This is a genomic window from Streptomyces sp. NBC_01803 (assembly GCF_035917415.1).
In the GTDB taxonomy this organism is placed as follows: domain Bacteria; phylum Actinomycetota; class Actinomycetes; order Streptomycetales; family Streptomycetaceae; genus Streptomyces.
On sequence record NZ_CP109073.1, the window covers coordinates 348,901 to 373,759 of the forward strand.

At 71.5% G+C, this 24,859-nt stretch carries 18 protein-coding genes and 2 pseudogenes; 12 read left to right on the top strand and 8 right to left on the bottom strand.

The genetic code is table 11. The features are described from left to right. Positions 1-91: 91 nt before the first annotated feature. The 4 genes from OIE51_RS01605 to OIE51_RS01620 form a co-directional block, all read right to left on the bottom strand. Entirely contained in the window at positions 92-1,501 is a 1,410-nt protein-coding gene (locus OIE51_RS01605; protein ID WP_326594904.1) for a hypothetical protein, read from the bottom strand. A gap of 56 nt (positions 1,502-1,557) precedes the next feature. Beyond that, positions 1,558-3,027, bottom strand: coding sequence for a radical SAM protein (locus OIE51_RS01610; protein WP_326600457.1), 1,470 nt, complete (start codon positions 3,025-3,027; stop codon positions 1,558-1,560). A gap of 482 nt (positions 3,028-3,509) precedes the next feature. Beyond that, positions 3,510-5,411, bottom strand: a complete 1,902-nt coding sequence (locus tag OIE51_RS01615) for a WD40 repeat domain-containing serine/threonine protein kinase (protein WP_326594906.1) — start codon at positions 5,409-5,411, stop codon at positions 3,510-3,512. 174 nt (positions 5,412-5,585) lie between these two features. Further along, the gene (locus OIE51_RS01620) at positions 5,586-6,488 is read right to left on the bottom strand and encodes a LysR family transcriptional regulator (protein WP_326600458.1); all 903 of its coding nucleotides are present in this window, start codon (positions 6,486-6,488) and stop codon (positions 5,586-5,588) included. A gap of 362 nt (positions 6,489-6,850) precedes the next feature. Here OIE51_RS01620 and OIE51_RS01625 point away from each other — a divergent pair, with 362 nt between their 5' ends. Further along, positions 6,851-7,546, top strand: a complete 696-nt coding sequence (locus OIE51_RS01625; protein WP_326594908.1) for a type 1 glutamine amidotransferase domain-containing protein — start codon at positions 6,851-6,853, stop codon at positions 7,544-7,546. A gap of 419 nt (positions 7,547-7,965) precedes the next feature. Here the strand turns inward: OIE51_RS01625 and OIE51_RS01630 are convergent, their stop codons facing one another. Beyond that, positions 7,966-9,360 carry a DUF7507 domain-containing protein gene (locus tag OIE51_RS01630; RefSeq protein WP_326594909.1) on the bottom strand — a complete coding sequence of 465 codons (1,395 nt, stop codon included), beginning with the start codon at positions 9,358-9,360 and terminating at the stop codon, positions 7,966-7,968. A gap of 802 nt (positions 9,361-10,162) precedes the next feature. Between OIE51_RS01630 and OIE51_RS01635 the strand changes: the two genes are divergently transcribed. Together OIE51_RS01635 and OIE51_RS01640 are read left to right on the top strand one after the other, a co-directional pair. After that, positions 10,163-11,035, top strand: coding sequence for a lamin tail domain-containing protein (locus OIE51_RS01635; protein ID WP_326594911.1), 873 nt, complete (start codon positions 10,163-10,165; stop codon positions 11,033-11,035). A 788-nt stretch (positions 11,036-11,823) separates the two neighbouring features. Continuing rightward, on the top strand, positions 11,824-12,180 hold the full coding sequence (locus tag OIE51_RS01640; protein ID WP_326594913.1) for a hypothetical protein: 357 nt from the start codon (positions 11,824-11,826) through the stop codon (positions 12,178-12,180). 103 nt (positions 12,181-12,283) lie between these two features. On the opposite strand, the gene katG is transcribed toward OIE51_RS01640, so the two are convergent. Continuing rightward, positions 12,284-14,515 carry a catalase/peroxidase HPI gene (gene katG, locus OIE51_RS01645; protein ID WP_326594916.1) on the bottom strand — a complete coding sequence of 744 codons (2,232 nt, stop codon included), beginning with the start codon at positions 14,513-14,515 and terminating at the stop codon, positions 12,284-12,286. 505 nt (positions 14,516-15,020) lie between these two features. Here katG and OIE51_RS01650 point away from each other — a divergent pair. The 3 genes and pseudogenes from OIE51_RS01650 to OIE51_RS01660 all read left to right on the top strand — a co-directional run bounded on the left by OIE51_RS01650 (position 15,021) and on the right by OIE51_RS01660 (position 17,898). Next, positions 15,021-15,431, top strand: coding sequence for a Fur family transcriptional regulator (locus tag OIE51_RS01650; RefSeq protein ID WP_326594918.1), 411 nt, complete (start codon positions 15,021-15,023; stop codon positions 15,429-15,431). A gap of 303 nt (positions 15,432-15,734) precedes the next feature. Continuing rightward, positions 15,735-15,933: pseudogene (locus OIE51_RS01655) on the top strand (short-chain dehydrogenase); the annotation flags it as partial. A gap of 165 nt (positions 15,934-16,098) precedes the next feature. Further along, entirely contained in the window at positions 16,099-17,898 is a 1,800-nt protein-coding gene (locus OIE51_RS01660; protein ID WP_326594919.1) for a glycoside hydrolase family 15 protein, read from the top strand. On the opposite strand, the gene OIE51_RS26810 is transcribed toward OIE51_RS01660, so the two are convergent. Together OIE51_RS26810 and OIE51_RS01665 are read right to left on the bottom strand one after the other, a co-directional pair. Continuing rightward, positions 17,840-18,271, bottom strand: coding sequence for a CHAT domain-containing protein (locus OIE51_RS26810; protein ID WP_442811842.1), 432 nt, complete (start codon positions 18,269-18,271; stop codon positions 17,840-17,842). The two genes, OIE51_RS01660 and OIE51_RS26810, sit on opposite strands and share 59 nt — an antisense overlap. 231 nt (positions 18,272-18,502) lie before the next feature. Further along, a pseudogene (locus OIE51_RS01665) lies at positions 18,503-18,879 on the bottom strand (LysR substrate-binding domain-containing protein); the annotation flags it as partial. A 398-nt stretch (positions 18,880-19,277) separates the two neighbouring features. Between OIE51_RS01665 and OIE51_RS01670 the strand changes: the two are divergent. The 6 genes from OIE51_RS01670 (at position 19,278) to OIE51_RS01695 (ending at position 24,642) form a co-directional block, all read left to right on the top strand. Next, positions 19,278-19,667, top strand: a complete 390-nt coding sequence (locus tag OIE51_RS01670) for an STAS domain-containing protein (protein WP_326594921.1) — start codon at positions 19,278-19,280, stop codon at positions 19,665-19,667. 52 nt (positions 19,668-19,719) lie between these two features. Then, entirely contained in the window at positions 19,720-20,454 is a 735-nt protein-coding gene (locus OIE51_RS01675; protein ID WP_326594922.1) for a GAF and ANTAR domain-containing protein, read from the top strand. A 5-nt stretch (positions 20,455-20,459) separates the two neighbouring features. Further along, positions 20,460-21,209, top strand: coding sequence for a GAF and ANTAR domain-containing protein (locus OIE51_RS01680; protein ID WP_326594923.1), 750 nt, complete (start codon positions 20,460-20,462; stop codon positions 21,207-21,209). A gap of 311 nt (positions 21,210-21,520) precedes the next feature. Continuing rightward, positions 21,521-21,661 (top strand): hypothetical protein, encoded by a 141-nt coding sequence (locus tag OIE51_RS01685; RefSeq protein WP_326594925.1) that lies wholly within the window; start codon positions 21,521-21,523, stop codon positions 21,659-21,661. A gap of 492 nt (positions 21,662-22,153) precedes the next feature. Next, positions 22,154-22,753 carry a transglycosylase SLT domain-containing protein gene (locus OIE51_RS01690; RefSeq protein WP_326594927.1) on the top strand — a complete coding sequence of 200 codons (600 nt, stop codon included), beginning with the start codon at positions 22,154-22,156 and terminating at the stop codon, positions 22,751-22,753. 836 nt (positions 22,754-23,589) lie between these two features. Further along, complete coding sequence (locus OIE51_RS01695; RefSeq protein WP_326594929.1) at positions 23,590-24,642, top strand: C40 family peptidase; 1,053 nt, start codon at positions 23,590-23,592, stop codon at positions 24,640-24,642. The last annotated feature ends 217 nt before the right edge of the window (positions 24,643-24,859 follow it).

Here is a 24,859-nt window from a genome sequence, read left to right on the forward strand (position 1 = left end):
CGTCCGCCCGCACGCAGCCCGGGACCGCGGCCGTGTACGGAGGGTCCAGCCGCAGGAACGGCCTTGACCTTCTCCACGCGAGCCCCGCCCGTCACAGCGCTCGCGCCAGCCGCCGCAGCAGGCCGCGCCAGGGGGTGTCGGAGAACGCGTCGCGCACCAGTGCGCGGTTCCTCTCCAGGCCGGCCGCGACCGCGTGCCCGGTCCGGTGGGGGCCGATCACCTCCAGGAACTCCGCCGCCGCTGCCCGGATGCCGTCCCGAGTGAGCCCGACGTGGATGCTGGAGAAGTGCTCGCCGTAGATGCCGCGGAAGACCTCGTAGGCGGTGACCGCGACCGGCAGCCCGGCGATGGCGGCCAGTCCGGGGGCCAGTCCCACGGTCTCCACGTCGGTCACGCCGGGGGTGAACACCACCCCGCCGGCGGAGGCTTGGGCGAGGCGCAGCAGATCGACCTCATCGAGCTGCCAGCCGCGGTGCGGGTCCTCGAAGCTGGCCAGTGGCACGCCGTCCAAAAAGATCACATCGCCGTCCATCCCCAGGTGCCGCGCACGGGCCATGACCTCGGCGGCATAGAGCGGGTCCTCGGTCAGGCTGCCGAACACCAGCAGATACGGTACGGCCGTGCTCCGGGCGGTGGCCAGGGACTTCATGGCGGCCGTCAGCTCGATCGCCACCTCGACGCCCTTGACGCCGAAGACCCGGACCGGGGCGAGCAGGATGGGCCGGCCCCCCACCAGGCCGTGCTGACGGGCCAAGGCGTGATGCCGCTTTCCCAGCGGGCCATCGGGGACGCGGGGCAGGATGTTGGGGACGATGTCGGGAGTCAGCCCGGTCGGGTAGGAGCGGGCCTCCCGGGCCAGCGACTCGGAGACGACGGCCCAGCGCGTGAACGCGTTGGGCCGCGGTACCGGCGTGCACCGGTTCGGCTGTTCGGGGTACAAGCGGGCGCCGGAGGCTTCGTCATGGATGGCGCAGCTGCCGAAGAGGTCGTGATCCCAGAACAGGACTCCGCCGGGCCTGGTCGCGTAGTACTCGGCTGCCGCGCGGTGCAGGGCGAGGGTCACCGGGACCGCGTCCGACAGCGTCATGTTGAGGGCGAACACCCAGTCGACACGGTGCTTTTCCAGCCAGCCGAGGAAGCCTCGCCGGTATGGCTCGCAGACCGCCTCGATCCGGTCTTCCAGCGAGGTCCGGCCGACCGGTGTGAGCTCGTCGTGACGCGCCACATCCGCGCGTATCCGCGACAGTTCCCGCTCCCGCGCGGTCCAGTCGATGTCCACCGACGAACCGGTGTTCTCGACGACCAGCCAGTCGGGCGCGTAGGCCCGGGCGGGGCCGTGCGGAAAGAAACCCGGCTTGTCCGGGCGCCAGGTGAAGCCCAGATCGGCCGGCACCGTGTCCTCGACCAGGCCCATCTCGCGACCCAGATCCCTGACGTTCCGGAAGATGGTCAGCAGCCCGGAGACGGGCAGTCCATCACCTGAGATCAACCCGACGCGCACGATGTGTTCCTCTCACTGGGGGTGCTCTCCCCTGACATGGCGGCGATGGCTGCCGGTCACCGGATCTCGGCGTTCATGATCGCTTCCACGAGGGTCATTCCCACGGGCGTGAGCGCGACGGTCCGCGCGGCGGTGTCCACGGTGACCAGACCCCGGTCCGCGAGTGCCCGGAGGGCCGGGCTCCACCGTGCCCCGAACAGGGAACTGCCGGGAAAACGCGCCTGGTGAATGTCGTCGCGCAGCGGCTGGCAGGTGGACAGCGCCATGCGGACCGCGCGCACCTCGCGCTCGTTGGGGCTGATGGAGGTGACGGTCTCCAGGGGGATGCGGCCCGCGGCGATGGCCTCCTGGTACCGGCGCGGGTCGCTGACCACGTTCGCCTCCGACAGGCTGCTCCAGGTGTAGCCGCCCAGTCCGATCCCGACCTGCGGGTACTGCCGTTCCTGGTCCAGGTTCAGCGAGCGCCAGTGCTGCGGGCCCGCGTCGTCGTGGGGGAAGTAGGTGGTGGGATGTTCGGAGTACCCCGCCTGGTGGAGCCGGCTGACCGCTGCCTCGCGCATCTGGTACTGCTCGCCCAGCGAGGGCCAGCGATGCCCGGATTCGGCGATGCGCCGGCGCACCTGGGCACTCTCCCAGGGCGTGGGCGCGACGTGCCCGATGGCCGAGGTGACCTCGCCGAAAGACCGCAGATGCAGCTTGATGGCCACGATCGTGTCGAACCCGAGGTCGATCATCCGGTGGATGTCCGACAGGAAGGAGGGGACGTCCTGGCCGGGCAGGCCGTACACCAGATCGCCGTCGACGCGGGCGAATCCGTGTTCCCGGGCGTGGCGGAGAGCTTTTTCCGCCTCCGTTCCCGTGTGGCGGCGGTTCGCGAGTTCGAGCAGCCGGTCGTCGAAGGACTGGATGCCGTAGGTGAGGTTGGCGAAACCCATACCGCGTAGTCGGGCCACCATGTCCGGTGTCAGCGTGTCGGGACTTCCCTCGGCTCGCAGCGACGTCTGTGGCGTGAAGTTGAAGTTCGTGGTGTAGAAGTCCATGAGCCGCTCGATCTGCGAAGCGGCGATCGCCGTGGGTGTGCCCCCGAAAAGGCAGAATTCCCCGACCGGAGCGGATGCCAGTGACGGTACCGCCTCCAGCCACAGACGCGCTTCGGCGATATTCGCGTCGACCCAGCGCCTGCCCGCCTCGGCGGATCGTTCCTCATCGGCGCTGAGCACCATAATGGGGAATTGGCAGAAGTGGCACCGGTAGCGGCACAAGGGCACCAGGGTCCACAGATGGTAGCTCGGCGTCGACGCCAGTTCCTCGTCCAGCTCGGCGAAGAAATCCCGCGGAGGGTGGCCGGCCCGGTCTCCCGGAAAAACATGGGTGAAAGCCTCTGAGAAGACGTAACCCAGCAGTTTCTCATTGGCCGGATCGCGCAGGATCTCCGCCGCGGCGCTGCGGGGGAATCGTGAGTCGTGTGCCGCCAGGCTTTCCAGAGCGGCGGCGCGGGAATATAACGCGCTGGGCATGAAATGCATGTCGGACAAGGCCGCTCCCTCGCGGTAGGTCGACGTGCCGGAAGGGCCGCCGCGGCCACGACTCGCCGGTCGCGACACTCCGCCCCATTTTCTCGGCGGCCCGCGATCCATTTAGGCATGCTTACTTTTGGTCGTCAAGGAAGCAAACGAGGTCCGGTCCCGGGGGCTGCCCGCAGGCGTCGTGGCGTCGGCCACCCGGCTACTGCCGTGCCGCGGGAGGAGGTTGGCGCCTCGTCACGTGCGGTGCTCACATAGCCGAGCCGCACCATCGACGCGGGTCGAGCAGGTATTCCTTCAGAGCCGGGATCATCGGCTGCGGCGACATCTTCGCGCGCCACGTCCGCGGCATGCGGCGCTTCAGCCATCTGCGTGCGGGGCGCTGCGCCGACCTGGACACCGACCGTGCCAGCGGGAGGTACGGCACCGCGCCGGACTCGGCGGGGAGCCAACCGCTACCTCCGGGTCGGCGGTGACGGCGGGACTCAGCCGAGAAGTTGCCACAACTGGAGGGTGGCGTCGGCGGCGGAGGCGGCGAGGAGTGTTCCGTCCGGGCTGAACGCCACCGAGGTGACCGAGGTGGGGTGGTCGATCCTCAGCAGTTCCTCGCCGGTCAGGGCCGACAGGATCCGTGCCGTGCCGTCCGATCCGGCGGTGGCCAGCATGTCGCGCGGGCCGTAGGCCAGGCTCAGCACCCCCCTGAGCGTGTCCAGTCCGAGGAGCCGCCCGCCGGTCCGCGTGTTCCAGAGGTGGACCCGTCCGCCGCCGCGTAGCGAGGAGAGGCGTACGGTCGCCAGGGTGGACCCGTCCGGGCCGAAGCTCAGGTCCGGGATCGCCACCGCCCGCGAGATCCTGATCCTGAGTATCTGCGCCGGGTGGTCGCCGGTCACGTCGTAGACGCGGACCTTGTTGCCGTCGCCGATCGCCAGCCGCGTCCCGTCCGGGCTGAACGCGGGGGTGCCCCGCCAGAAGCCCCTGGGCTGGTCCGACCGCCGGATCGTCTCGCTGTAGGGGTATCCGGTCTCGGGGTCGCGCAGCCGGACGACGCGGTCGGCGTCCGCGGTGGCCAGCAGCCTGCCATCCGGGCTGAACACGGGCGCACCCACCGTCGCCCGCTGGGCGACGCGCCGCAGCTCCCGGCCGTCGGCGATGTCGAAGAAGCGCAGGGTCCGGTCCCGGCCGGCCACCGCCAGGTGTTGCCCGTCGGGGTGGAAGGCCGCCGTGGCCTGGTCGGCGACCGCGCTGTCCGGGGGCCCGAGGAGCTGCTCCCGGCCCGTCAGGTCCGTGACGCGCAGGGGGCCGTCGTCGCCGGTGAGGAGCAGTTGGGTGCCGCTCGGGGAGAAGGCGACCTTGACCGGCCTGCCGACGGGGAACGTCCTCAGACGCCGGGCGCCCGGCGTTTTCGGCGTTCCGCGGGGCTCGGGCGCGGACGGCAGCCGGGTCCTGGTGTCCGCGTCCGGGTCGGTGCCGTCGTCCGGGCGGGCCGGACCGCCCAGCAGGGTCGGGGTGTAGCCGGGCACGAGCGGGACCGCGGAGCGCCGTTCCAGTCGTCGCAACTCCTCGGCGACGGCCGCCGCGGACGTGTACCGCTCCCCGGGGTCCTTCCGCAGCAGCCGGAGCACCACCGCGTCCCATCCGGCCGGCACACCGGTGGAGACGGCGCTGGGCGCGGGCGGTGTCTCGGTCAGATGCGCCGTGAGGTAGCCGACCGCCTCGGGCGCGGTGAACGGAAGGCGGCCGGTGATCATCTCGTAGAGCACGCAGCCCAGCGCGTAGAGGTCGCTGCCCGGCTCCGGCCGTCCCCGCGCCTGCTCCGGCGCCATGTACTGCGGGGTGCCGACCATGAACCCGGTCCGGGTCAGCCGGTCCCCGGTGACCGACGAGTCCGCCGCTCGCGCGATGCCGAAGTCGAGCACCTTCACCGTTCGCGCCGGACCGGAGCCGGCGACAAGGATGTTGGCGGGTTTGACGTCCCGGTGCAGGACGCCCGCGGCGTGCGCCTCGGCGAGCGCGTCGCAGATCTGCGCGCCCCAGCGGGCCGCGTCCGGCGGCGCGACGGTGCCCTCGCGGAGCACGGCGTCCAGGCCCCGGCCGCGCAGCAGTTCCATCACCAGGAACGGCGTGGCGCCCTCCGCCCCCTCGGCCTCGCCCAGATCGTGGACGGTGATGATGTTGGGGTGCTGGAGACGGGCCGTGATCCGGGCCTCCCGCAGGAAACGGGCCCGGGCCTCACCGCCGCCACTGCCTCCGCCGGCGAGCACCGAGATGAGCTTGACCGCGACATCACGCCCGAGCCGCTCGTCATGGGCCTGCCACACCTGCCCCATGCCGCCCTCGCCGAGCTGCCGCACCAGCCGGTACCGGCCCGCCAACACCTCGTCCGGCATCACGACATCCTCTACTCGGCACCGACTTGCCCCGGCCCCGCATCCTAGGCCCACACCGCCACGGTCCCGCGTTGCGAGGTGGGGCACGGGCGACGCGCCCGGCGCCCCGGCGGGTGAACGGGCCCCCTGTCCGCGTCGGCGGGCGCGGGCCGGGGCCGTCCTGCCTCGCGGGGCCTACCAGCTCTTGCCGACGCGCAGGAGGTGGTCGCGGACGAGCGCGACGTGCGGGTTGGCGGGGACGCCGGGCCGCTGGACGAGGAAGCCGGTGTTCAGCGGCGCGTCCGCCGGGACGTGCAGCGGAACGAGCGCGCCCGAGGCCAGCTCGGCCAGGCACAGGTAGCGGGGCAGCACGCTGAACCCGGCGCCCGCGACCACCGCCGCCAGTACCCCGCGCAGGTCGGGCACGGTCACGGCGGCCTGCCGGGTGAGCCGCTGGCCGAAGACGTAGCGCCAGTACCGGCGGGCGATGGGCAGGTCCTCCGCGTACGTGATCAGCGGTACGGCGTCCAGCGCCGCCGGCCCCTCCTCCGCCACCCGCCGCGGGCCGCCGATCCGCCGCGCCCACACGGGGGCGGCGACCAGGACGAACTCCTCGTCCAGCAGCGGCATCGCCTCCAGCGTCCGCCCGCGCGGCCGGGTGCTGGCGATCACCAGGTCGTGCCGGCCGGCACGCAGCTCCGCCAGCAGCGGATCGGTCAGGCCCAGGGTGATGCGCAGCCGCACGCCGCGCCCGATCAGGTCCGCCAGCTCGGGCAGGACACGCGCGCCCATCAGCTCGGCCGGCCCGGCCAGGTGCACCGGGGCCACCGGGGCCTCGCCGGGGCCCCGGTCCGCGCCCGCCGCCGTCGCCAGCGCGTCCAGCGGCGGCGCGAGCCGGGCGGCCAGCTCCTCCGCGTAGGGAGAGGGCGCCACGCCCCGCGGCAGGCGTTCGAACAGCTCGCGCCCGAGCCGCCGCTCCAGCGCGCGGATCTGGGCCGTGACGGTCGGCTGGGAGAGGCCGAGCAGGTGCGCGGCGGCGGTGAACGACCCGGCCTGGTGCACGGCGACGAAGGTGCGCAGGAGATTGAGGTCGATCAGCCCGTCCGCCGCCGCGGTCTCCCGCTCGGAGGCGGGACCCGCCGCCGGCGCGGATTCCTCGGGGTGTCGGTGCGGCACGCGGACGACTCTAGGCCCTCCCGGGCGGAAGCGTACCCGCCCGGCGCGCGACCGGCCTTCCCATCGGGATTCCGATGGCAGACATCGTGGACACTATTGGCATCTCTGGGGCAGTCCGTCCTACGGTCAGGGCATCGGCACCCTGACGGACCGCGCACACGGGGTCAGGGCGCACAGCCCGGAGACACCGTGCGGCGGCCGGTCGGTCCCCCGAGGGGGACCGACCGCCGGGAGACAGCCGAGAGACAGCCGAGAAACCCCCCGAGAGACGCGGAGCACCGCACATGTCGAAGATCCTGTTCGTGATGACCGGCGTGGACCACTGGACGCTGACGGACGGAACCAAGCACTCCACCGGCTTCTGGGCCGAGGAGGCCGTCGTTCCCTACCAGGCGTTCACCGCCGCCGGCCACGAGATCACCGTCGCCACCCCGGGCGGTGTCGTCCCGACCGTGGACCGCGCCAGCCTCGCGCCGGAGGTCAACGGCGGCCCCGAGAAGGCCGCCGAGATGGCCGCGGCCACGGCGGCGATCCCCGAGCTGAAGCGCCCGGTCAGACTGGAAGACGTCGAGGTGGCGGACTACGACGCCGTCTTCTACCCCGGCGGCCACGCCCCGATGGAGGATCTGTCGGCCAGCGCCGACTCCGGGCGGCTGCTGGTCCGCGCGCTGGACACCGGCACGCCCCTGGCCGTGGTCTGCCACGGGCCGGCCGCCCTGCTGGCCGCCACCCGCGAGGACGGCACCAACGCGTTCGCCGGCTACCGGCTGACCGGCTTCACCAACGTGGAGGAGACCCAGGCGGGGCTGGCCGACAAGGCGCCCTGGCTGCTCCAGGACCGGCTGGTCGAGGCCGGGGTCGACTTCGCCGAGGGTGAGCCGTGGGCCCCGCACGTGGTCACCGACCGCACCCTCGTCACCGGCCAGAACCCGGCCTCCTCCGCGCCGCTGGCCGACGAGCTGCTGCGAAGGCTGGCCTGACGCCATGGCCACCGCCCGGCTCGACGAGGTGCTGGACGCCGCCTCCACCAGGCGGCGGGCGCCCGGCGCCGCCGCGCCTCGCCGTCGGCGAAGCGAACCGCGCCCGGCCGGGCGTGCCGGGCCGGGCGCGGGCAATGGACGGTCACTGGTGCGGGTCGGCAGGAGGCCCGCGTCGGCCGCCCGGCAGCCTCACCACGAAGCAGCGTCAGGTATGCCAGGGCCGTTGCGGTCCGCGGGACGATCACGCGCCCGCGGATCACGCGCCTCACGGTCAGCCGTCCCGACCTTGTCGACCGGGATGAGCGAGCCATTCGTAGCGTTGACTCACCCAGGGCGCTGGGTGTGGCTTTCAGTCGTCCGCCGTGTCTGTGGCTTCCCACGATTCGCCGCCCGGCGCCCCACGACGACTCGGCCGCTCATCAGGAATCGCAGGGACGATCGCAGCAGGAGGGGGCGCGGTTGACGCAGATGGTGACGGTGTCGGTGTTATTGGCGGGGTTGGGGTCCTTCTCGTCACCGTGCACAGTGGCGGTGTTGGTGAGAGGGCCGGCCGTGGTCGCCTTGGCCCGCAGGGTGAGGGTGGCGGTGGCGCCGTTGGCGAGGTCGCCGATGCTCCACAGTCCGGTGTCCGGGTCGTAGGTGCCGGGCGAGCCGGTGGCGGACAGGAAGGCGAGGGCGTCGGGGAGCGGATCGGAAACGGTGACGCCGGTGGCCTGGTTCGGGCCGGAGTTGCGGACGGTGAGGCGGTAGGTCACGGTCTGGCCCACGGTGACGGTGGTGGCGTCGGCCGCCTTCACCACGGTCAGGTCGGCGGCCGGCCGGACCTCCGTGACGGCCTCGTCGGACGTGGCGGTCAGCGGCTCGGGGGTGGGTCCGAGATGGTTCTCGTAGGTGGCGGTGGCGGTGTTGGCGATCAGCCCGCCCGCGGCGGCCTCATCGATGGTGACCCGGTACTCCACCGTGGTCCCCGCGGGCAGCGTCTCGGTGTTGGGCAGGCTGCCCGGCTGCCCGCCGGTGGCGCCGTTGCCCAGATGGAAGACCACCCGGTTCTCCTGGGCGTCGAAGTACGCCTCGTCATCCCCCTCCTGGTCGCTCTTGGGGCCGGCGTTGGGACCCTCGACGATGCGCAGGGAACCGGGCAGGTACGTGGTGCCGGCCGGGATGACATCGGTCAGCGTGAGGGCTTCGGCCGCGCCACCGCCCTCGTTCCTCGCGGTGACGCGATAGGTGATCACGTCGCCCACCTCCAGCGGGCCGACGGGGATGGCGGACTTGGTGAGCACCACAAGAGGAGCGGTACCGAAGAACACCCCGTCCAGGAAGTTCCCGATCCCCTGGTTTCCGCCGGCGGCCGACACGGAACGGAAGGCGAACCGGGTCGTCGTCTGGCCCGCCGGCACGGTGTAGGTGCCGGTGTAGTGACCCCAGGTGGTGTTGCCGTCGGTGAAACGTCGCTGCTCGACCACCGCGCCCGGGGCACCGATGTCCAGCGCCATGGTGTCCTCGCCGTTGCGGCCACGGTGGTACAGCCGCCAGTACAGAACCGTGCCGGGTGTGGTCGGCAGGTCCTGGTAGAGCGTGGCGACCTGGTTGGCGTTGAGCTCGGCGAACTGGGCGCCGTCCGCCGCGGGCACGCCCTGGAAGCCGGAGTGCCACAGCTCGATCATGTGATCGGTCGCCGTGGTGAGCCAGCCGGGGACCCGCTTCGGTGCCTGCGCCTGTGAGGCGTCCGGCAGGATCTCGTAGTTGGTGACGACCGGCTGCTCGAAGCTGCCGTTGACGAGCGCTACACGGATCGGGATGGGGATGGTCACTGACTTCCCTCTCGGCTCGGCACTGCCTGGTCGCGCCGCCGGCCGGACGCGGGGTCCGGAGCGGCGCTGGTGGCATGGGAAGCACAACGCATGCGGCGCGGAACGGGAAGTGACCGGGGGTCGTCCCGGCCAATCCCACCCGGGCGGGTTTGCCCGGCCCGCGTCCCGGTGGGTGAACGGCGTGTCGCCCGCACCGATCACGGGGGCCGCGCCGCCGGCGCACCATCGCCTCACCGAAGCCAGCGGCGACGCCTCGACCGAATGGCCGAAACGCCTACCGGGGCTGGTGGCACATATCCCCCACGCGAGTGAAACATACCCGGCGGTGAGTTGACGTGCTTTTCGGCCAGACCGGTGACATCGGGCCGGGATGGCTTCGTTCACGTTTTAGAGGCAGCGATTTTGATGATTTTCAACGGCGGGTCATGATCAACGAGTTCGTGGATGTTCGCGAGAAATGACGCGCTGAGTCAGCACCAGATGTGTCCGGTGTCGGCCGTCAGCCGGACGGCCTCATTGACAATGCGGGCACCCGCTGCTCCACCACCGGCATGGTCGGCGACCTGAAGGCACTCGTGATCGGCGCGACAGGAACGGCCGGCCGTGCTGTGCCCGTCGGGCCCGAACGGCCGTTTCGCGCCAGGTCGGGCCAATGCCCTGGTCACCGGCCATCACATGTGCTCCCTTTTCGCGTTTCACCCGCCCCGCCTCCCTCGTACGGGTGAATGCAGGCGTACCCCCGAATGCAACAGCAGCCCGATAGGTGGCTCATTCGGGGATCTGGAGAGAGGACACACCTGCCATGGCTACAGTGGTCACCACCGGTACCTGGGTGCTTCCCAAGGTGAACGCGTCGCAGTTCACCGTGAACAATGAACACATCACATGGGGCGCTGTCGCGGACAGTGTGAAAAGTGGTTACGTCTTCCAGGGCGGCCCCGTCCCCGTGAGAGTCGACGGCACCGAATTCGTGCTGGGCACGTTCACGCACCACAACTTCCCTATCCCGCCATTACCGCAGGACCAGTTCGACGTGCGTCTCGCGGTGAACGTGGCCTTCGAGGAGGGGACCGAGATCGACTTCGTCCTGCGTTTCCACCACAACGAGACGCCCAACCAGGGACCGCGACCGGAGGATCTGGTCGACCTGCCGGTCGTCCATCCCCAGCAGGAGGTCGTGACGGTCGACGGTGCCGCCTACAACGTGCTGATCACCGGTTTCTGGCAGAACCACAAGCACGTCCATCAGTTCGTCAGCCCCGAGGGCAAATCCAACAGCGCGGACATCTACGCCTTGCTCACCCCGGTCCCCGTCAAGCCGATCCTCCACATCTCGCGCGTGGAGGCGATCGGCAACGCGTCGACGGGGCAGTCCGACGAGTTCGTCGAGATCCTGAACCGCGGTGCCGAGCCGGCCAACATCTCCGGCTGGACGCTGAGCGCCGACGACGCCGGTCAGGACTTCACCTTCCCGCCCGGCACGGCGCTTGAGCCCGGCCGCCGGATCCGGGTCCACACCAACGAGGTCCGCCCCGAGGACGGCGGCCATTCCTTCGGCATCGGGCGCCCGATCTGGAACAACGAGGGCGACACCGCGCGCCTGAGGGACACCAACGGAAACGCGGTGTCGGTCTTCGCCTACGGCGACCACGACCCGACCGCCTCCGGGAAGTAACCGCGACAGACAGTCCCGTCGTCCACCGCTGTCACCGTTGTCACCGCCGTCACCTCCCGGGCCGTCGTCCGCGCCGGCCCGGGAGGTGACGGGGCGGTGCCGTCACGGCGAGCGGTGGGGGGACGGATTCCTCATCGCCCCCACGACGGTCTGATGTCGGGTGCCGCCGGGTGCGTCCTGGGAGCGTCGTCGGGTGCTCACCACGGGATGACGTCGTCCAGGGAATGCGGGCCGCGGAAGACGCCGGTGGGGTCGTCGGCGGAGATCGTCGCGAGCAGGACCGGCCCTTGACCAGGCCGTGGCACGGGTGCCCGCCTCGCCGACCGCGTTGAACGTCCGGCCCGGTGCGACGTACCGCCCGGTAGTCGACGCGGCGCCGTACCAGACCCTGGCCCTCTGGCCGGCGGGCAGCCGGTCGCCATGGACCGCCCGATTCCTCCGGACAGCGCTGGAGGAGGTGAGCCGACGGCATCCCGCACCGCGGCCCGGCCACCTGAGCGCGGCACCAGGCCGGGGTGAGCCCCCGGCGCCGGGAACGTCGGCGGACCCACCGCCGGGCCCCACACCGGCACGCCTCCCTCACCGACGAGGGCGGACGCGGGCGCAGCGCGGCGGAATTCGACGCCCGGGGCCATGGGGCGGCGCTCGCCCGCCCCGGGGAGCGGAGCCCACGCTTCACGCGCCCGGTGATATGCCCTGTGGTCGTACCCCTGCCCTCCGTAATGTTCGAGCGGGCGGTCGCCACCCCCGGAGGACCGTCAACGCATCGGCCACACGCGGAGGTTGAGATGCAACGCAACCGGATCATCGTCTGGGCGACGATAGCGATTCTCACGGTCGGCATAGCCCACGCAGCCGCCCAGGACGGCAGCGAGAAGCCACCCTTGGGGGACGGCGCGGCACCGATGGCGGAGTACACCCAACACTCCGGCGACTACATCGACCTGGCGCCGGGTGGCATCGGCACGGCCACGGTGACATGCCCGGGCGGGTCCCAGCCCACCGGAGGCGGCTTTCGGACCTCCGCCTTCGACATCCACGTGACCGACTCCGCGGCGGACGGCTTCGGCTGGTCCGTCATCGGGAGGAACGTCGGTTCCACGACCGAGTCCCTGCGGGCCACGGTGATCTGCACCGTCCCCTGATCGGCCTCGGTCACCCGGCCGGGAACCGCCGGGACTCGGGGTCCGGACGGCACCGCCGAGGACGTCCAGGCCGGCCCGGCGGGGGCCGGCCTGGACGTCGTGATCAGACGCGGTCGAACCGGTCGAGGTTCATGACCTTGTCCCACGCCGCGACGAAGTCGTGCACGAACTTCTCCTTCGCGTCGTCGCTCGCGTAGACCTCCGCCAGCGCGCGCAGCTCGGAGTTCGACCCGAAGAGGAGGTCGACGCGGCTGCCGGTCCACTTGACCTCGCCCGTGGCGGCGTCGCGACCCTCGAACGTGTTCGCGTCCTCGGACGTCGCCTTCCACGTCGTGCCCAGTTCGAGCAGGTTGACGAAGAAGTCGTTGGTCAGCGTCCCGGGGGTGGTGGTGAGGACGCCGAGCGGCGACTGCTGGTGGTTCGCGCCCAGGACGCGGAGGCCCCCGACGAGGACCGTCAGCTCGGGGGCGCTCAGGGTCAGCAGGTTCGCCCGGTCGGTCAGCAGGAACTCGGCCGGCAGCCGGTTGCCCTTCCCGAGGTAGTTACGGAAGCCGTCGGCGGTCGGTTCGAGCGCGGCGAACGATTCCACGTCCGTCTGCTCCTGCGACGCGTCCACGCGGCCCGGTGCGAAGGGCACCTCGATGGCGAAGCCGGCGTCCTCGGCGGCCCGCTCGACGGCCGCGCCACCGGCGAGCACGATCAGGTCGGCGAGCGAGACCCGCTTGCCCCCGGTCTGGGCCGCGTTGAAGGATTCCTGGATGCCCTCCAGGGTGCGCAGCACCGTCGCGAGCTGGTCGGGGTCGTTGACCTCCCACCCACGCTGCGGCTCCAGGCGGACGCGCGCGCCGTTGGCGCCGCCGCGCTTGTCGCTGCCGCGGAAGGACGAGGCCGACGCCCACGCCGTGGACACGAGCTGGGAGACCGACAGGCCCGAGGCGAGGACCTGGCCCTTGAGGGCGGCGATGTCCGCGCCGTCGATCGGCTCGTGCGTCACCGCGGGGAGGGGGTCCTGCCACAGCAGCGTCTCGGTCGGGACCTCCGGGCCGAGGTAGCGCACGATCGGGCCCATGTCGCGGTGGGTCAGCTTGAACCACGCGCGGGCGAAGGCGTCCGCGAACTCCTGGGGGTTCTCCAGAAAGCGCCGCGAGATCTGCTCGTAGGCCGGGTCGAACCGGAGCGAGAGGTCCGTCGTCAGCATCGTCGGGGCGTGGCTCCGCGCCGGGTCGTGGGCATCGGGGACGGTACCCGCGCCGGCGCCGTCCTTCGGCCGCCACTGGTTCGCACCGGCGGGGCTCTCGAACAGCTCCCACTCGTAGCCGAACAGGGTCTCGAAGAAGCTGTTGTCCCACGCCACCGGGGTGTGGGTCCAGATACCCTCCAGACCGCTGGTGATCGTGTCGCCGCCCTTGCCGGAGCCGAAGGAGCTCTTCCAGCCGAAGCCCTGCTCCTCCAGCGGGGCGGCCTCGGGGTCGGCGCCGACGTGGTCCGCCGGGCCCGCGCCGTGGGTCTTGCCGAAGGTGTGGCCGCCCGCGATCAGGGCGACCGTCTCCTCGTCGTTCATCGCCATCCGGCGGAACGTCTCACGGATGTCGCGGGCGGCGGCGAGCGGGTCCGGGTTGCCGTTCGGACCCTCCGGGTTGACGTAGATGAGGCCCATCTGGACCGCGCCGAGAGGGCTCTCCAGCTCGCGGTCGCCGGTGTAGCGCTCGTCGCCGAGCCAGGTGTTCTCGGGACCCCAGTAGACATCCTCCTCGGCCTCCCAGACGTCCTCACGGCCGCCGCCGAAACCGAAGGTCTCGAAGCCCATCGACTCCAGGGCGACGTTGCCGGCGAGGATCATGAGGTCGGCCCAGGAGAGGCTCTGGCCGTACTTCTTCTTGACCGGCCACAGCAGGCGGCGGGCCTTGTCGAGATTGCCGTTGTCCGGCCAGCTGTTGAGGGGGGCGAAGCGCTGCTGACCCGCCCCGGCGCCACCGCGGCCGTCGCTTATCCGGTAGGTGCCCGCGCTGTGCCACGCCATCCGGATCATGAACGGGCCGTAGTGGCCGAAGTCGGCCGGCCACCAGTCCTGCGAGGTCGTCAACACCTCCGCGATGTCCCGCTTCACCGCCGGGAGATCGAGGGACGTGAACGCCTCGGCGTAGTCGAACTCCTCGCCGAGGGGATTGGCCACGGCGGGGTTCTTGGCGAGGATCCTCAGGTTGAGCCGCTCCGGCCACCATTGGCGGTTTCCGCCGCCCTGAGTCGGATGGGCGGCGCGCCCGTGGGCGACGGGGCAGCCACCTCCGCCCTCCGTCTTCGCGTCTACGACGATTGCATCATGGTTCTCAGACATGGAAATCCTTCCGGCCCAGGCGGACGATGGTGCTAGGGAAAACTGCGGGCGGTGGAACAGTCGGGGCACGGGGCCCCGGTGGATGACCTCGCCTCTCGTCGGCCGAGAAGCCGTGGTCGTCGGACGCGGTCGGGCAGCGGGACTCGTCGACCGCGCGGCCGGCGTCAGCGACGATACGACGCCCCTCCCGAACCGGGCGAGCCGCCGGCCGTTCGAGGTGATCGCCTCGACGCCGAGGGGGTCACCGCCCCGGACGGTCTCGGGCAGCTCGACACGAGCGGCCGTCACTCGCGGGCCGGCACCACGGGCTCCTCAGCGGTGGTCCCGTCACGTCTCTGTCTCCTGCCGTACCGGAGTCTTCCTGCCCCTTGGCTTTCGCCGGAGCAGATCTTACTTTAGACAGGGTTCAGGTCAAGAAGCGCACCAACCCCCCCTGCCCGATCGGAACCCGGACGTCCACTGGTTAACCTGAGATGTCCCACCGAGCCTGAATAGGTGAACCGATATGAGCGACCTGCTGGAGCGGCTGCGAGGGCGTGGCTGGCGGATGACCTCCCAGCGGCGTGTCGTCGCGGAGGTCCTCGACGGTGATCACGTGCATCTCACGGCCGACGAGGTGCACGCCCGCGCGGCACGGCGGCTGCCCGAGATCTCCCGGGCGACCGTCTACAACACGCTGGGCGAGCTGGTGTCCCTCGGTGAGGTCATAGAGGTCGCCACCGACGGCCGCGCCAAGCGCTACGACCCCAACGCGCACCACCCGCACCAGCACCTGGTGTGCTCCGCCTGCGGCACCGTCCGCGATGTCCACCCGGCCGGCGATCCGCTGGCCGCCCTCCCGTCGGAGGAACGATTCGGTTTCACGGTGTCCACGGTCGAGGTCACCTACCGCGGGCTGTGCCCGTCCTGCGTCTAGGTGTGTTGTCCCGGGACGTTGGTGACACGCGTGCTGGGTTCTTGAACGGGTGAGGGCCTCCCGGTTCGGTGTGGATTGCGACATCTACATCGACCCGAGGAGGCCCTCGTGCCCCACCGTAATGCCCCGCTGACCGAGACCGGGCGACTTCGTCTGGCCCGCCGCGGTCCGCGGTGGGTCTTCCGCGCTGTGGGGTGCCGGAGGCGCCGATCCGGCCGGCCACCACGGCGCGGTCGCGCACGACCGCGTCGAACGGGAGCGGTGGATCACCCCGCACGTGGGCGACACGATCCGCCGGGTCGGATCACCGCGCGGTACGCGAGGGCGTTCCCGGACACGCGGATCAACGCGGTGGAGCCCGGCTTCCCCAAGACCGACCTGAACGGGAACACCGGCATCGAGACCGTCGAGCAGGGCGCGGAGATCATCGTGCGCATGGCGCGGGTGGGCCCGGACGGCCCCACCAGGCTACTCCGACGCCGAAGGCACCCTTCCCCGGTGATCCGAAGCGTCGGGCACCCGGCTGAGCGCCCGCACCGTCCGGCATCAGCGGGTTCGGGGGGTTTCAGCGGGTTTCGGGCGGACCGGTCCGCGCGGGTTTCGGGCGGACCGGTCCGGGATACTCGGCGGGGTGGCGAGCCGCCATCGGTCCGCCCTGGGAGGACCGATGCCCACTTCAGCCATCGAGGACTACGCGCTGATCGGCGACCTGCGGACAGCCGCCCTGGTGGACAGGGACGGCTCGATCGACTGGCTGTGCCTGCCGGACTTCGACTCGGCGGCCTGCTTCGCGGCATTGCTGCACGACGAACGCGCCGGCCGCTGGCGGCTCGGCCCGCGGCGCGGGGGGCCGGCCACCCGCCGGCGTTACCGCGGTGACTCTCTGGTGCTGGAGAGCGAGTGGGACACGCCCGAGGGCGTGGTGCGGGTGGTGGACTGCATGCCGCCGGGCCGCGCGGCGCCCGCCGTGGTACGCGTCGTCGAGGGGATCTCCGGCCGCGTACCGGTGCGCACCGACCTGTGCCTGCGCTTCGACTACGGGCACATCAGACCGTGGGTGACCAGGGAGGACGGGGACCTGCGCGCGGTGGCGGGCCCGGACGCGGTATGGCTGCACACCCCGGTCGGCACGCACGCGGGGCCGAACACGACGACCTGGGCGGACTTCACCGTCGAGGCGGGGCAACGTGTCCCGTTCGTCCTGACCCACCAGCGCTCGCACCTGCCGGCACCCGAGCCGACCGACGGGCTGAGGGCGGTGTCCGACACCGAGCGTTTCTGGACCTCCTGGATGACCGCCTGTGACTACGACGGAGAGTGGGCAGCCGAGGTGCGCCGCGCCCTGGTGATCCTGAAGGCGCTCACCTACGCGCCCACCGGCGGCATTGTCGCCGCCGCCACCACCTCGCTCCCCGAGCGCCTGGGCGGCACGCGGAACTGGGACTACCGGTACTGCTGGCTGCGCGACGCGACGTTCACCCTCCAGGCGCTGCTGGGCACCGGCTTCGTGGCCGAGGCGTGGGCCTGGCGCGAGTGGCTGCTGCGCGCGGTCGCCGGCGACCCGGCGGAGCTGCGGATCATGTACGACCTCGACGGCTCGCGGCGGGTGCCCGAGCAGACCCTGGACTGGCTCGACGGCCACCATGGCTCGGCGCCGGTGCTGATCGGCAACGCCGCCGCCGATCAGCACCAGCTCGACACGTGGGGCGAGGTGCTGGAGAGCCTGCACCTGGCCAGGGAGACCGGGCTGGCCCCCTCCGAGTCGGCCTGGAATCTCCAGCGCGCCCTGCTGGAGCATCTGGAGGGCCACTGGAACCAGCCCGACAACAGCCTGTGGGAGGTGCGGGGCGACCGCCGGCACTTCGTGCACTCGAAGGTGATGGCCTGGGCCGGGTTCGACCGGGGGGTACGCGCGGTGCGCGATCTGGGCCTGCCCGGGGACGTCCGGCGGTGGGCGGCGCTACGCGACCAGGTGCACGCCGAAGTGTGTGAACGGGGGTATGACAGCGAGCGGAACACCTTCACCCAGTTCTACGGCTCGCGGGGCGTGGACGCCGCGCTGCTGCTCCTCCCGCGCACGGGTTTCCTGCCATGGAGCGACCCGCGGATGCGCGGCACGGTGGACGCGGTGTCGCGAGAGCTGGGCGAGGACGGGCTCGTGCGGCGCTACGCCAACGAGGCGGACGACAACGTGGACGGCCTGCCGGGTGGCGAGAGCGCCTTCCTGGCCTGCAGCTTCTGGCTGGCCGACGCCCTGCACGGGACCGGCCGCGCCGATCAGGCGCGGGAGCTGTTCGAGCGGCTGCTGTCGCTGCGCAACGACGTCGGTCTGCTGAGCGAGGAGTTCGACGTGCGGGCGGGGCGGCAGCTCGGCAACACCCCCCAGGCGTTCAGCGCCGTCGGCCTGGTCAACACCGCCCGCTACCTCTCCGGCAGTCCCATCGCCACCCTCGCCGGCGGAGAGTGAGCGTCAGCGGGTCGGGGAGCCGGTGGTCCGGGCACACGCGCGGCAGGGCGAGCACGACCTCGACGCACCGGGGCGACGGACCCTGCTCGGGGTGGGGAAGCGCGGTGCCGTCGAGGGTGGGAGTGGCGTGGAAGGCGTCGGCGATCCGCCGCGCGGCCTGGTCGTTGACGGGCCACCGTGTGCCGATGACATCCGGTGTCCCGCCGGCTGGAGAGCGGAGGTGAAGTGGATCGCCTCGTCGTGGAGGGCGCGGAGTGGCGCCGCGGGTCGTGTCGCACGCCGACAGGTGGGCGAGAGCGGCCCCCGGCAGGTGACTGTTCGCCACCTCGATCACGGTGAGGGAAGGCGGCGTAGCCGTGGAGCAGGACGGCACCGGAGTCGGGGCTGCTCCAGTCGCCGACGTCGTGGCAGGCGAAGTGGATCACGCTGTGGTTCACCGGTGCTGCCGGGGCGGCGCGGTGGCCCCCGCCCACGCCGCTGAGGAGCGGGGAGTCCGGGATCGGAGGCGCACCCGCCGCGCCTCTCCGCTGACCGAGCCTTCGGGGAACGTCAGCCGGTCATTCCTATGACGGTGTCCGGGGGGCGCTCGCCGGTTCGGCCGGGAGGGACCTGTGAGATGGGCTCGGGCGGACCTGCGGAAGGCCGCGAGCAGGCGGTTGTGATCGTCGGCGCGGGTCGCCAGCACGACGTGGCCCGGTGGCCCGGCTCGAGGCCGTGCAGGGGGACCGTGGTGAGGTCGTGACGGAGGGTGGCGTGGAGGCCGGCCGAGACGATGGCCATGGCCTGCCCCGCGGCGATGAGTTCGAGCTTGTCCTCGATGGCCTCGACGGCCTCGACGAGAGGACCGTCCGGTGCCGGACTTCCGTCGGGTCGGGGGTCGATGCGCCAGAAGGCGTTCCAGGTCGGGTCGGGCGCCCGGGGCAGGGGTTCGTCGGCGATGTCGTCCAGAGTGACGGATTCCTTGCCGGCCAGCCGGTGGTCGCGAGTCGAGCCCATAGCCGGGGGCGGGCGCGTGGGGCGGAATGACTTCCGCGGTGACTCTCGCGAGGGCGCGGCAGGATGCCGGTGGAAGATGCGCCCGGGAACGACAACCGGGGGAGGCGCAGGGGCTATGCTACGAGTAACGTCCCAGACCCCGGCGTGGCCCATGCTGTTGTCGTACAGGTGCCTGCGGGGAGCGGATGATCCATCGAAACGCCGCCGGCACATCTTTCGAGGCGAGGCGGTTTCCACTGGCGGTCCTGGACCGCAGGGTTGCCGAGGCAAAGCTTCGCCTGACCTGATCCAGGCGTCCGACCACAGGGAACGCGTGCCAGGCGGGTCGGGGATGCCCCGGCCCGAGCCGGTGTCGCGCCTGAGGTCACAGGAACTGAGGCCCTATGCCTGTTCTGCCCAGCTTGAACCTCTACCGGCGCGACTGCGGATACCAGACAACGATCACCCTGGCGGGTGAGCTCGACTTGCACGAGGCGCCTGCGCTGCGCGTGATGGTCGGGGACTGCCTGCGCGAGGGAATCCGCGCCATCGACATCGACCTGACCACCCTGGCGTTCTGCGACGTCAGCGGCCTCAACGCCCTCCTGGCCGCCGCCGAGCGAACCGCCTCGGCAGGGGGCCTCCTTCGCCTGCACCATCCAACTCCCCCGATGGCCCGGCTCCTGAACCTGAGCGGCACGGGCTTCCTCCTCCGCACACCGCACACCGCACCCGCCTGTCCCCGGGTTCCGGATCCCATGGCCGCCGCGCGTCCCAGACAGGTGGCCTCATGACCAGGCCGGGGGCCGCGAACAAGGAACCGCCCGGCTTCGACGGCGGTGCCGGGTGATCAGCGACAGCATGGCCCGGATCCTGCGCGTGCTGCAGCCCACAGAGGGGTCCGACACCATCGCCGACGTTGTCACCGCGGCCGGCGCCCGGGCCATGGGCGTGGACGGCCTCGCGGTCTCCCTGGTCACCGAGGGCGATCTCGCCGAGCTCCTGTGGTGCTCTGACGCCACGACGCGCCGCTTCGAGGACCTGCAGTTCACCCTCGGGCAAGGGCCGGGCCCCGACGCGATCCGCACCGGGGCGATGGTGTGGGCACCAGACCTCGCCCAGGTTCCCTTAGCCCGCTGGCCCGCCCTGGTCATGGAGGCCCCCGCCCTGGACACCCGCGCCGTCTTCTGCTTCCCCATGAGCATCGGCGCCATCAACGTCGGCGTTCTGACCGCCGTACGCCGCACCCCCGGACCGATGACCGCCCAGCAGACCGACGATGCCACGATCCTGGCCGCCGCGCTCACCGCCCGCTGCCTGGGCAGCAGCACACCGCAGCCAGGCACCCCGTTCCCGGCGGACTCCCCCCACTCTCTCCAGCACGCGGTGGTCCACCAGGCAACCGGCATGCTCAGCGTCCAACTCGCCCTGACTCTGCCCCAAGCCCTGCTGCGGCTGCGCGCGCACGCCTACGGCAGCGGGCGTTCCATCACCGACATCTCACAGGACGTGGTGGACCGGCGCCTTCACCTGGACCCAGGCGGCAACAGCACGCCCCCGACCGCCGAAGACAAGGACTGATCGACATGACCCGCGAACAGCGCATGACCGAGGTCTTCGTGGAAGTCGCCGACTCCCTGACCGACGACTTCGACCTCATCGACTTCCTCCAGCAACTCTCGGTGCGCTGCGTGGAACTGCTGAACGTGGCCGCGGTCGGCATCCTGCTGGCCGACACCCACGGCACCCTGCAGACCATGGCGGCCTCCGACGAGCACACCCGGCTGCTGGAACTCTTCGCCCTGCAACACGACCAGGGCCCCTGCGTGGACTGCTACCACAGCGGCCAGGCCCGCACCAACATCAGCCTTGCCGACCCCGAAACCACCGCGCGCTGGCCTCAGTTCGTCGCCCGCGCCACGGAAACCGGGTTCGTGGCCACCAACGTGATCCCGCTGCGGCTGCGCGGCCGGATCATCGGAGCCCTCGCCCTGTTCCAGACCGACCCCGCCCCCCTCAGCGACCAGGACATCACCCTGGCCCAAGCCCTCGCGGACATCGCCACCATCGCCATCCTCCAGCAGCGCACCCTGGACCACAGCCAAGTCGAGCGCGCCCAACTCCAGCACGCCCTGACCAGCCGCATCGTCCTGGAACAGGTCAAGGGCATCCTCGCGGAACGCTGGCACGTCTCCCTGGACGACGCCTTCGCCACTTTCCGCGGCTACGCCCGCGCCCACAACCTCCAGCTCGCCTCGCTGGCCCGCGAGATCGCACGCGGCACCTTTGACACCACTGCGATCCCACACCCCAACCGCACAACATCGTGGAACTGACCGCCCGGCGCACCACAGATGCCGGACAGCAGACGGCGCACCGAGCAGCCGCCAAGGACGGTCAACGCATGAGCGTTCCGAAGGTTCGGATACCCGACTCCACCGACCCGATGCTGGAGCCCGCCCGGAGGGAAGCGGACAGGCTCCTGGCAGAGCTTCGGACCCCTCGTTGACGGCGGTCACGCAGCACCATCCGGTAGCGCAGGATCGTCTCACCCGTCATCTCGCCGTCCCCCCTCGCCATCCGCCCAGAACAGCAGGCGGACCCCCGCGAGGCCGGCCGGCCTCCGCGCCCGGGCGCCGATGGCGCCGTGCTGGATCCGGCGGGGTACCTGGACCCGCACTCCGCGTCCCGCGCGTTCCCGGAAGAGGTGCGACTGCCCGCCGCCACCGCGGCCCTGGCCGGAGCGATGATCCTCATCTCGACGATGCTGTGGCTGACCGCTGACTGACCGCCGGTGAGGGAGCCGAGGGCCCCTGCCGCCGTGAACGGGGGGCGGCAGGGGCCCTCTCACCCGCACCCGCCCGGCGAAACAGAACCCGGCCCGAGGCGAATCGGGCATCCAGCGGCCTCGCGGTCCGGCCGGCGCGTTCGTCGTGGTGGAGGGCCACGCCGGGCCGGGGACGCTCACCGTCGCGGGATCGGATCCGATCAATGACAGCCGGTCATGGCGCGGGCGTCGGTCATCTCCGGCGCGCACCGCGGGTGTGACGGTCTGTAGGTGACTGGCGGACGCGATGTGATACGGGGCACGTGGGCCGCGTCACCTACGAAGCGGGACAGGAGACACCCGCGCGGCCGAGGCGGGGCGGGCGGGGAGTGACGAGCCGGGGCTACGAGCCGGGGTCGTAGATCACACCTTTGCCCGGGGGGCCGCCGCTTCGCACACTGACGAAGCCGCCACGAAGACGGCGTCTCCCCGATGCGAATGAGGTACTCCTTCATGCCCGCGACCAGCACCCATGGCCTTCGCTCGACCGTGAGCCGCAAGGTCTCGATGGCCGGCGTCGCCGCCGCAGGCGCTGCCGCCCTGGCTTTCTCGATCATCCCCAGCCCCGCCACCGCCGCCGAGCCGGCGACGACCGAGACCACTACCTCCGTGACGTCCACCGCCGAGGCCGACAGCTTCACGCTCAACACGCTCAGCGACGCCATCAGCGGAAAGCGCGCGCCCCTCCAGACCCAGGCGGCCGAAGCCGACAAGCAGGCCGAGGCCACCTACCCGGACACCCTCGACGGCTGGATCCGCGAGGCCCTGGACATCATGAAGAAGCACGACATCCCCGGCACCTACGAGGGCATCCACCGCAACATCATGCGCGAGTCCAGCGGCGACCCCCACGCCATCAACACCTGGGACATCAACGCCATCAACGGCATCCCCTCCAAGGGACTCCTCCAGGTCATACAGCCCACCTTCGACACCTACCACGTCGACGGCACCGCCAACGACCCCTACGACCCGGTCGCCAACATCGTCGCCGCCTGCAACTACGCCGCCGATCGCTACGGCTCCATGGACAACGTCGACAGCGCGTACTGACCGAACCACGGCCAAGCGACTTGACCGCGCACGCCCGCACGCCAGAACACGCCCCGCCCCACGGCGGGGCGTTCCGCGTGGCACCGCCGTCACCCCCCGCACCGCTACCGTCCGTCGCAGCTCCGTACCTCCGCACCTCCGCACCTCCGCACCTCCGCACCCCGCACGCCGCACCTCCGCACGCCGCCGACGCGGAGCGAGCCACCACTCCCCCTGCCGGGCACCGCGCCGCCCCAGCCCACGCGGGGCGAAGCCGCCTCCGGCGGCCGGCGGCGCGGTGCCCGGCAGGCTCGAAGGGGACCCGGCCGTAGCGGCCGATCAGCGGACGGCGAGCCAGCGGACGAGATCCGCACGGAGACCCGCCGGGTGAACCCCGGGACGCTGTGCCCGGCCCACGCCGAGAGCACCACGTCCGGCTCACCCCGAAAGCGGCGGACGCGGTCCACGCCTCAGCCGCCGCCGGGCGTTCCCGGTGCTGGAGCGCGCGCGGGGAGCGCCACGATCCCGGCGTCCGGATCGGCATCGATCCCCGCGACGGCCCGCAGGCCGATGCGCGCTGTCCGCCGCGTCCCTTTCGCTCCTTGCGCCGGGTTATCTCCTGGCGTGCCCCCCACACAGCGTGCGTGCCCCATCGCGACCGGTGTGAGGTAAGTAAAAAATGCTCGCCAGAGTTTGAAGGAACGGGTAAGGGCTCGCTAGGGTCTGGCGTCGAACCTTCGCGCGGGAGTCCACTCATCCGGGGTGGCTGTGGAGGTACCGCTGAGTCCGCGTCAGTCGCGGAGCCGGGATCACGTGCGAGACCCGGTAGGCGGTTGAGGAAGAAGGAGCTCGCCCCAGTGGCGTCCCACCGTCGTCCCAAGCAGCCCAGCCGGGCCCGCGTGACCATTTTCGGCGCCACCGCAGCCGCTACTGTCGCGATCACCTCCCAATCCGCCCAGGCGGAGCCCGAGCCGACCATCGAAGAGGTGCAGGACGAGGTCGACCGGCTGTACGAGGAGGCCGAGGCGGTCACCGAGGAGTACAACGGGGCGAAGGAGCAGGAGGAGCAGCTCCAGGCCGAGGTGGACGATCTGCAGGATTCCACCGCGCGTGGCCAGGAGGAGCTGAACGAGCTGCGCTCGGGCGTCGGTTCGGTGGCGTCGGCCCAGTACCGCAACGGTGGTATCGACCCGTCGCTGCACCTCTTCCTCTCCGCCGACCCCGACGCCTATCTCGACCAGGCGTCCACGCTGGACCAGGTGAGCGGCAAGCAGGCCGAGACGCTGCGGCTGATCGAGGACCGGCAGCGCAACCTGGACCAGCAGCGCCAGGAGGCCACCGACAAGCTCGCCGAGCTGGAGGAGCTGCGCGGCCGGCTCAGCGACCAGAAGGAAACGATCCAGGACAAGCTGAACGAGGCGCAGTCGCTCCTCAACCAGCTCACCGAGGAGGAGCAGGCCAGGCTCGCCGCCCAGGAGCAGGCGGAGGCCGATCGCGCCGCCGAGGCCGCGCGCGCCGACCGTTCCGACGACCGCGCCGACTTCGTCGACGTCCCCGGCTCCTCCCGCGGCTCGGCGGCGCTCTCCGCCGCCGCCACCAAGCTCGGCTCGCCCTACGTCTGGGGCGCCACCGGCCCCAGCTCCTTCGACTGCTCGGGCCTGACCTCCTGGGCCTACGCCCAGGCCGGCGTCTCCCTGCCGCGCACCTCGCAGTCCCAGGCCGGCGTCGGCACCCGGGTGGGCATGAGCGAACTCGCCCCCGGCGACCTGGTGTTCTTCTACAGCGACCTGCACCACGTCGGTCTCTACGCCGGCAACGGCCAGGTGATCCATGCCCCGCGGCCCGGCTCCGTCGTGGAGTACATCTCCATCAACGCCATGCCGTTCCAGTTCGGCACGCGGGTCGGCTGACGTCCCGAGTCCCGTGCCCGCCCCGGCCGGGGAACCCCCCGCACAGGGACTTGTCGTCAGTGCCCGTCGCGGTGGACGTGAAACGGCGCGTACCGCGGTCGAGGCCGAACGGCACGACGGAGCGGCCCCGTTCCGCCACCTCCTTCCGCCGCCCGCCCGTGGCCGTGGCCGGTCCGGCGAACAGCGTCACGGCCACGGCCGCGCCCCCGGCCACTCC

Bases quoted from the DNA above. Each gene is read 5' to 3' on its own strand.
- OIE51_RS01610 (WP_326600457.1), bottom strand. From the start codon at position 3,027: ATGCATTTCATGCCCAGCGCGTTATATTCCCGCGCCGCCGCTCTGGAA.
- OIE51_RS01615 (WP_326594906.1), bottom strand. From the start codon at position 5,411: ATGCCGGACGAGGTGTTGGCGGGCCGGTACCGGCTGGTGCGGCAGCTC.
- OIE51_RS01625 (WP_326594908.1), top strand. From the start codon at position 6,851: ATGTCGAAGATCCTGTTCGTGATGACCGGCGTGGACCACTGGACGCTG.
- OIE51_RS01635 (WP_326594911.1), top strand. From the start codon at position 10,163: ATGGCTACAGTGGTCACCACCGGTACCTGGGTGCTTCCCAAGGTGAAC.
- OIE51_RS01640 (WP_326594913.1), top strand. From the start codon at position 11,824: ATGCAACGCAACCGGATCATCGTCTGGGCGACGATAGCGATTCTCACG.
- katG (WP_326594916.1), bottom strand. From the start codon at position 14,515: ATGTCTGAGAACCATGATGCAATCGTCGTAGACGCGAAGACGGAGGGC.
- OIE51_RS01650 (WP_326594918.1), top strand. From the start codon at position 15,021: ATGAGCGACCTGCTGGAGCGGCTGCGAGGGCGTGGCTGGCGGATGACC.
- OIE51_RS01660 (WP_326594919.1), top strand. From the start codon at position 16,099: ATGCCCACTTCAGCCATCGAGGACTACGCGCTGATCGGCGACCTGCGG.
- OIE51_RS01670 (WP_326594921.1), top strand. From the start codon at position 19,278: ATGCCTGTTCTGCCCAGCTTGAACCTCTACCGGCGCGACTGCGGATAC.
- OIE51_RS01680 (WP_326594923.1), top strand. From the start codon at position 20,460: ATGACCCGCGAACAGCGCATGACCGAGGTCTTCGTGGAAGTCGCCGAC.
- OIE51_RS01690 (WP_326594927.1), top strand. From the start codon at position 22,154: ATGCCCGCGACCAGCACCCATGGCCTTCGCTCGACCGTGAGCCGCAAG.